Consider the following 7639-nt stretch of genomic DNA (forward strand, 5'->3'; position numbering starts at 1 on the left):
AGGGTCGACCGGGTGATCGAACCTGTATACCTGGCCGCCGTCCGGGACTCGTACGACCGGGTCGCCGAGGACTACGTCAAGATCGCGCCGCCCCGGTTCGCGGAGGACGCGTTGGGACGGGGCATGCTGGCCGCGTTCGCCGAACTCGTACCGGCCGAGGGCGGGCGACCGGTCGCCGACCTGGGCTGCGGACCCGGGCATGTCACGGCCCACCTGGCCGCACTCGGCCTATCCATGTTCGGCGTCGACCTGGCACCGCGGATGGTGGACATCGCCCGCCGCACGTACCCGGGTCTGCGGTTCGACGTCGGGTCGATGACCACACTGGACGTCCCCGACGGACACCTGGCCGGCATCGTCGCCTGGTGGTCGATCTTCCACCTGCCGCCGGAGGTGCTACCGGCGGTGTTCGCGGAGTTCCGTCGCGCCCTGGCCCCCGGCGGCCTGGTCCTGCTGGGATTCCACGTTGGCGACGAGCACCTGCGCCCCGCGCGGGCCTACGGCCACCCCGTCTCCTACGACGCTTATCTGCTGGCCCCGGATGACATCGCGGCACGGCTGCGCGACGCCGGGATGGTGGTCACCGCGCGGCAGATCCAGGAACCCGACGAGCGGCTGAAGCGCCCTCAGGCCTGTCTCCTGGCCCGCAAACCCGAGCACGCCTGAAGCTGCCAAGGTGGTCGATCAGGCCGCAGCCGGCGGCGATCGCCGGTACACGACCTGATCGACACCTTCGAATTCGAGCCGTCGTGGACGGCCGCACCGCCTCGGTCTACGGACGTCCGCCGGGACGCCCGGTCAGGCCCGCGCCATCGGAACAGCCGGCGAGCAGGACGATCGCGGTGATTCCCCGGTTCACTTCTTCTTCACCTTCTCTGCGGTGACCGGGTCGTACACGGCGAACAGCGACCTGCCGCCGCTCTGCCGGGCGATGGTGGCCAGTGCGTCGAAGTTCTGCGCCCCGCCGGTGGCGCAGGCGCCGGTGCAGCCGTCGGCGTATCCGACGAGGACGCGGCCCTGCTTGTCGATCTGGACGTCCATGAAGTCCAGCAGGTTCCGGTCGGTGCCGCAGGTGGTGCCGCCAGTGCAGATCGAGCCCTTCTGCACCGGGTCCTGCGGGGTCGCGTCGGTCAGCGACCAGGTGGCACCGCCGTCGTAGGTGACGGCGACGTACAGGTGCCACTCGCCGGTGAAGTTCTGGGCATCCTGGTAGTTGCCACCGGTGGTGGTGCCGAGGAACGCGAACGCGGCGCGGTCGGCGTCGCCGGCGACCACTGCCGGGAACACCGCGTTCTTCACCCCGAGCGCGGCCCCGACGTCCTGGTCGCTGACCCAGGTCCTGCCCTGGTCGTGGGAGACCGCCACGCGGGCGTGCCCGTCGGCGTTCTGGTAGCCGAAGTAGACCGTGCCGTCGGAGGCGACGCCCACCGACGGGTCGCTGTCGGCGGGCAGGCTGGTCGGCACCTTGCGTACCTGCCAGGTCAGGCCGTTGTCCTCGGAGACCGCCACGGCCTGGTTGTCGCCGCAGCCCTTGTTGGGCACGTACACGGTGCCGTCCTTGGGGGATACCTTGACGTGACCGTGCAGGCCTCCGCAGTCCAGCAGGGTGTACATCGGCACGGCCGGGCCGAAGGTGAGGCCACCGTCGCGGCTGCTGGCGCAGAGCGCGTCGGCGATGTCCTGGGAGCAGTAGTAAACGGCGTTCGGGTACAGCCCGAGGCCGCCGAGGCCGCCGGAGGACCAGCGGCCGCCGCCGACGGTCTGGTGGTCGACGCCGGAGTTGATGCCGCCGCCCTGCGACGGCGTCCAGGTCTCCCCGTCGTCGTCGGTGAAGCACATCAGCGAGGTCTTGCCGGCGAGCTGGGACTCGAAGGTACGACCGGTGTCGTGGTCGGTGTACAGGATCGGGTCCAGCGAGGCGTTGGCGGTGCACCTGGGCAGGTGGGCGCTCTTGTCCTGCCACACCGCCGTGGCCGGCGTGCTGGTGTCGTCGAAGCTCACCCGGTAGGTGTCGGTGTACGCCTGGTACATGACCTTGCCGGTCTTCCAGTTGACGCCGATCGAGGGCTCGCCGGCGTCGTGCGCCCGGGGCAGCGTTCCGGGCGCCGGGTAGGTGGTGAACGAGGCGGCGCCGATCGGCCCCGGCGCGGGGGCCGCCGGTTCGGTGACCAGTTCGGCGGTCGCCGCGTAGCTGTCACCCAGCAGAGTGAACGCGAACGGGCCGCCGGTCCAGGCGACGTTCGGGCTGGTGGCGGAGACCGTGCCGGCGCCCGGACTGGCCGCGCGGGCCGCGGTCGTCGTGCCGCCGACCGTGGTGAGCAGCACGGCGGCCACCAGCGCCATCGGCCGATGAACCCATGATCTCGAGGGGCGTAGTGTCATCACATCCCTGCCTTCCCCGGCCCGTTCCGATGCGCGCCGGCACTGGTGTCATCGCTCGTACCAGTGCGGATGCAACCGTATCGATCGATGAGGTTCCGGTACGTCCGGCGGAGCGTCGTCGACGGGCCTACAGTGTGTACATGTGGGAACCACTGGCCGCGTCGATGGCGGCCATGACTGCCGCCGCAGTGCTGGTCGCCCCGACGCCGACACCTCCGGTCGACGCGACGCCGGTGCTGACCACCGCCCCGTTCGGCGCGCTGCCCGGACAGCAGGTCACCCACACGATCACCATCTCCGGCACGGCCAGTCTGACCGACGGGCAGATCACCTTCACCACCACCGCCGACCTGGAGGAGGTCAAGGTCCACGCCGTACCCGGCCGGTGCACGGTCGCCGCCCGTACCGTCGTCTGCGACCTGGGTGACGTGCGGCTGGCCGCCGGCGCGGCGGCGCCCCGGATCACGATCACCGGCCGGATCAGTGCCGGCGATGACGCCGGCGCCGACGTGGGCGCCGTGGTCCGCAACCGGGTGACGCTCACGGCGGCGGAGTTCACCGACGACGACGCCCAGGTCGCCAGCAACGCGTACCTGCTGCCGGGGGCGGCCCCGACCACCACGGCGCCGACCCGGCAGCAGATCACCGTGACGGCCGACCCGGGGACCCGGCGATCGACGCTGACGGTGGCCCTGGCGGCGCTGGCGGCCGCCGCCCTCGTGGTGGGCGGGGCGCTGCTGGCGCGCCGGCGCCGGCACCCGGGAGACGTCGGGCCGCCGCCCGTTGCGCCCGGGCGGTCCGATCCGATGTAGCAGGTGACGGGACGGCGGCGGAAGGGTACGGGATGAGGCGACGCTGGCGGCGACGGACGGCGCTGGTGGCAGCCACGACGGCGGCGACGCTGACGGTGACGGCGTGGAGCCTGCCGGCCTCGACGGGCGAGGCCACGGCCGGGACCATCGGCCCGCTCCCCCTGCCCAGCCCGTTGTTGTCCCTGCCGCTGCCCCTACCCTCGGTCACCCTCCCCACCGTCGAGCCGCCGCCGCTCCCCGCGCTGCCGCCCCCGATCCGGCGGTCACCGACCCCGGCACCGACCAGCCGGCCCGGCACACCGCCCGGCTCCGCGCCGTCGACCGCCGCCGGCGCACCCCCGTCCGCCGCCCCGGTCTCCCCCGGCGGCCCCTTCCCGAGCCCGGGATCCGCGGCGGCGTCGATCGGCGCCGACCCCGGCGCCGACCTCTACCCGCAACCGCCCGTCGACGCCGCCACCACGCCCCAGGCCCGCCAGGTCGCCCGGCTGGCCGACGTCCAGCACCGGATCCAGTACCTGCAGAACATCCTCGCCCGCACCCGCGACGACCTGGCTCGGGCCCAGCGCGAACCGGATCCGGTGCTGCAGTTGCTGACCGCGCTCACCACCGGCGGGGATCCGGCCGCCGCACCGCCGATCGCCGTCGCGGACTCGGCGAACCTGGTCGACACGCCCACCGGCCGGGCCGCCGCGCTGTCCGCCGCGATCGCCTCCGGCCAGGCGGAACTCGCCCGCCGGCAGCAGGACGAATCGCGGATCCGGCGGGAGATCGACCTCGCCGCTCGGCGCGCCGCGATCCCGGCCCAGGCCCCGGCTCGTACGCGTGGCGGGGCTCGGCTGGGCCAGCCGTTGGCGGGCCGGCTCACCAGCCGGTTCGGTGTCCGGTTCGACCCGTACTACCACGTGTGGCAACTCCACCCCGGGGTGGATCTCGCCGCCCCGGTCGGTACCCCGATCGTCGCGGCGGCGGACGGCCGGGTCACCCGGGCCGGGTGGTACGGCGGCTACGGCAACTACACCTGCGTCGACCACGGCCGGGCCGACGGTCAGCGCCTCTCCACCTGCTACGGCCACCAGTCACGGCTGCTGGTGTCGCCGGGGCAGCGGGTCCGGGCCGGGCAGGTGATCGGCCTGGTCGGCTCCACCGGCGCCTCGACCGGCCCCCACCTGCACTTCGAGGTGCGCCTCGGCGGCCGGGCGGTGGACCCGCTGCCCTGGATCTGAACCGCGGCGATCAGTGCGCAGCGACGGCGACGGCACTCGCCTCGACGTCGGTCAGCCGGGCCGGCCCGACGACGGTGAGCAGCACGGCCATCGCCGCGAGCATCCCGCTGGCCACCACGGAGGCCATCGCCATGCTGCCGGTGCCCAGCACGCCGACCAGCGGCGCGGCCACCGCGCCGACGCCGAACTGCACCGCGCCGAGCAGCGCCGCGGCGGTGCCCGCCGCCTCCCCGTGCCGGGACAGCGCCAGGGCAGGCGCGTTCGGCAGCGCGAGCCCGGCGGCGGCGAGCACCACCCACAGCGCAGCCAGGATGGCGGCGAGGCCACCGAAGCCGGTGGCGGCGAAGGCGACCAGCACCAGGCCGGCCACGGAGCCCACGCCGAGCGCGGCGACGAGGATCCGCTGCGGCGAGTACCGGCGCAGCAGCCGGACGTTCCACTGGGTGGCCCCGATCAGGCCGACCGCGCCGGCGCCGAAGGCCAGCCCGAACTGCTGCTCGTCCAGCCCGTACCGCTGCTGGAAGACGAACGACGAGCCGGACACGTACGCGAACAGCGCGGCCATGGCCAGGCCGGCGACCAGGACGAGCCCGACGAACGTCCGGTCGCGCAGCAGCGCGCGGTAGTCCCGGAGGATGGTGGTGACGCCGCCGCGCCGGCGCCGCGCGGGCGGCAGCGTCTCGGCGAGCCCGAACGCCGCCACCGTGGCCAGCAGCAGGCCGAACACCGCGAGGGCGGCGAACACGCCCCGCCAGTCCGACCAGCGCAGCAGCCCGCTGCCGAGGGTGGGCGCGAGCACCGGGGCCGCCCCCATCACGAGCATCAGCCGGGAGAAGAGTTGGGCGAAGGCCGCGCCGCTGAACAGGTCGCGGACCACCGCCATGGCCACCACCGAGGCGGCCGCGACGCCGAGTCCCTGCAGCACCCGCAGCACCCCGATGACGGCGATGTTCGGCGCGAGGACGCAGAGCACCGAGGCCACGATGTGCAGCGCGATGCCGGCGAGCAGCGGCAGGCGGCGGCCCACGGCGTCCGACAGCGGGCCGATCAGCAGTTGGCCGAGGGCGAGGCCGGCGAGCGTGCCGGTCAGGGTGAGCTGCACGGTCGCGGACGTGGTGTGCAGGTCGACGGCGATGCCGGGCAGCGCGGGCAGGTACATGTCGATGGTCAGCGGACCGATCGCGATGAGCGAGCCGAGGACGAGGACGAGCCGCAGTCGTTGCCGGGGGCTCATCAGGTCACCCGGTGTCTCGACCGGTTCGGCGGCGGCGGCCACGTCCGTGGCGGGAAGTTCTGCAACGGTCACACCTGCCAGCAAATCGCCGCCGGGCGATCTGATTCCCGGACCGGGGAAAGGTGCCACAGGTCACACGGCTGGACAGGCGCCCGCCGGCCCGTTCGGGCAGCCCAGGCCGCCTAGGATCGCCTGGTGTTCCAGCCGACGTACCCGATTCGCACCGCGCGGCTCACCTTGCGTCCGGTCACGCTGGACGACCTCGACGATGTGTACGCATACCAGCGCCGGCCGGACGTCGTCCGCTGGATGCGCGGCGCCGGGCCGCGTACCCGGGAGCAGTCGCGGGCGTCGGTGGTCGCCATGGCCGGCGAGGACGCGCTGCGCGCGGAGGGCGACTGCCTGACGCTGGCCGTGACCACCGACGCCGGGGTGATCGGGACCGTGGAGCTGGTCTGGCGCAGCCGGGTCGACCGAACGGGTGAACTCGGGTACGTCTTCCACCCCGACCACGGCGGCCGCGGGCTGGCCACGGAAGCCGCCACGGCACTGCTGGACTGGGGGTTCGACGAGTTCGGGCTGCACCGCGTCTACGCCCGGTGTCACGGCCGCAATGAGGCGTCCGCCCGCCTGATGGCCCGGCTCGGCATGCGCCAGGAGTCGCGCCACGTCGAGAGCTACCTGTTCCGGGGCGAGTGGGCCGACCAACTCGTCTTCGCCATCCTGGCCGACGAATGGCGGGCCCGGGAGGGCGCCCGCCGACGACCACCGCGCCGCGCCGATCGTTGAACGGATACCCGTGAACGCAACAGTGGAGGACGCGGTGTCGGACTACCCGAAGGCCATCGCCACGGTCGACCGGATCGAGCCGGTGCCGCGCCGCATCCGCGCGTTCCTCGCCGGCCAGCCGGTGCTGGACACCACCCGGGCCCGGTACGTCTGGGAGTGGCCGTTCTACCCGCAGTACTACATCCCGGTCGCCGACGTGCGCCGCGAACTGCTCGTCGACGAGGGCCGCACCGAGGAGACGCGGCGCGGCACCGCCTGGGTGCACGGGCTGCTGGTCGGCGACACGACCCGGGATTCCTGCGTGCGGTGGTACAACGACGACGCGCTGCCCGGGCTGGCCGACACGATCCGGTTCGACTGGGCCGCTCTGGACGCCTGGTTCGAGGAGGACGAGGAGGTCTTCGTCCACCCCCGCAACCCGTACGCCCGGGTGGACGCGCTGCGCTCCACCCGCCGGGTGCGGGTGGAGGTCGACGGCACGGTGCTGGCCGAGTCGACCTCACCCGTGCTGGTCTTCGAGACCGGCCTGCCCACCCGCTACTACCTCAACCGCACCGACGTGAACTTCGCCCACCTGGTTCCGTCGGCGACCCGGACCGCCTGCCCGTACAAGGGCCGGACCGCCGCCTGGTGGTCCGTCCGCGCCGGCGACGCGGTCCACGAAGACCTGGCCTGGTCCTACGACTTCCCGACCGCGGCACTGCTGCCGATCGCCGGCCTGGTCGCCTTCTACAACGAGAAGGTCGACCTCATCGTCGACGGCCAGCGCCTGGCCCGGCCGAGGACACACTTCTCCTGACGTACCCGGCGCGGCAGGGCTCCGCGTGCCAGACCGCGTGCCTAGGGGTGAGACGCGAGCCCCAGGACAGCACCGGCGAGGACGGGAGGAACAACCTGGTGGGCTACTCGCTCGGCGGTGGGGTGGCGCTGCGCGCCGCGGTGAAGTATCCGGACAAGATCCGCCGCCTGGTCGCCGCTTCGGCGCACATCCGCTCCGACGCGATCTACCCCGAGATGCGTGCGCAGCAGGGCCAGGTGGGCGCGGCCGCCGCCGAGTTCATGAAGGACACCCCGATGTACCAGCTCTACCAGCGGGTGGCGCCGCGTCCGGAGGACTTCCCCCGGCTGCTCGACAAGATCGGGGCGCTGATGGCGCAGGACTTCGACCTCACCGAGGACGTCCGCAGCCTGCGGGTGCC

Annotated in this window: 8 protein-coding genes; 6 read left to right on the forward strand and 2 right to left on the reverse strand. The window is 73.3% G+C overall.

Going from position 1 to position 7639, the window contains the following annotated elements; translation table 11 throughout:
* The first annotated feature begins 12 nt into the window (after positions 1-12).
* On the forward strand, positions 13-666 hold the full coding sequence (locus ONA70_RS10770) for a class I SAM-dependent DNA methyltransferase (RefSeq protein ID WP_265006229.1): 654 nt from the start codon (positions 13-15) through the stop codon (positions 664-666).
* 189 nt (positions 667-855) lie between these two features.
* Here ONA70_RS10770 and ONA70_RS10775 read toward each other — a convergent pair whose 3' ends face one another.
* The gene (locus ONA70_RS10775; RefSeq protein ID WP_265006230.1) at positions 856-2343 is read right to left on the reverse strand and encodes a sialidase family protein; all 1488 of its coding nucleotides are present in this window, start codon (positions 2341-2343) and stop codon (positions 856-858) included.
* Positions 2344-2522: 179 nt separating this feature from the next.
* Here ONA70_RS10775 and ONA70_RS10780 point away from each other — a divergent pair, with 179 nt between their 5' ends.
* Together ONA70_RS10780 and ONA70_RS10785 are read left to right on the forward strand one after the other, a co-directional pair.
* Positions 2523-3194, forward strand: coding sequence for a hypothetical protein (locus ONA70_RS10780; RefSeq protein WP_265006231.1), 672 nt, complete (start codon positions 2523-2525; stop codon positions 3192-3194).
* A gap of 65 nt (positions 3195-3259) precedes the next feature.
* Positions 3260-4417, forward strand: coding sequence for a M23 family metallopeptidase (locus tag ONA70_RS10785; RefSeq protein ID WP_265006232.1), 1158 nt, complete (start codon positions 3260-3262; stop codon positions 4415-4417).
* A 10-nt stretch (positions 4418-4427) separates the two neighbouring features.
* Here the strand turns inward: ONA70_RS10785 and ONA70_RS10790 are convergent, their stop codons facing one another.
* Positions 4428-5723, reverse strand: a complete 1296-nt coding sequence (locus tag ONA70_RS10790; RefSeq protein ID WP_319956734.1) for a multidrug effflux MFS transporter — start codon at positions 5721-5723, stop codon at positions 4428-4430.
* 123 nt (positions 5724-5846) lie between these two features.
* Here ONA70_RS10790 and ONA70_RS10795 point away from each other — a divergent pair, with 123 nt between their 5' ends.
* From ONA70_RS10795 to ONA70_RS10805, 3 genes are all read left to right on the forward strand, one after another.
* The gene (locus ONA70_RS10795) at positions 5847-6440 is read left to right on the forward strand and encodes a GNAT family N-acetyltransferase (protein ID WP_265006233.1); all 594 of its coding nucleotides are present in this window, start codon (positions 5847-5849) and stop codon (positions 6438-6440) included.
* A 10-nt stretch (positions 6441-6450) separates the two neighbouring features.
* Positions 6451-7239 carry a DUF427 domain-containing protein gene (locus ONA70_RS10800; RefSeq protein ID WP_265006234.1) on the forward strand — a complete coding sequence of 263 codons (789 nt, stop codon included), beginning with the start codon at positions 6451-6453 and terminating at the stop codon, positions 7237-7239.
* Positions 7240-7286: 47 nt separating this feature from the next.
* Positions 7287-7639: alpha/beta fold hydrolase (locus ONA70_RS10805; RefSeq protein ID WP_265006235.1), on the forward strand; the 353-nt coding region annotated here is incomplete at its 3' end.

This window comes from Micromonospora yasonensis (genome assembly GCF_026013475.1).
In the GTDB taxonomy this organism is placed as follows: Bacteria; Actinomycetota; Actinomycetes; order Mycobacteriales; family Micromonosporaceae; genus Micromonospora; species Micromonospora yasonensis.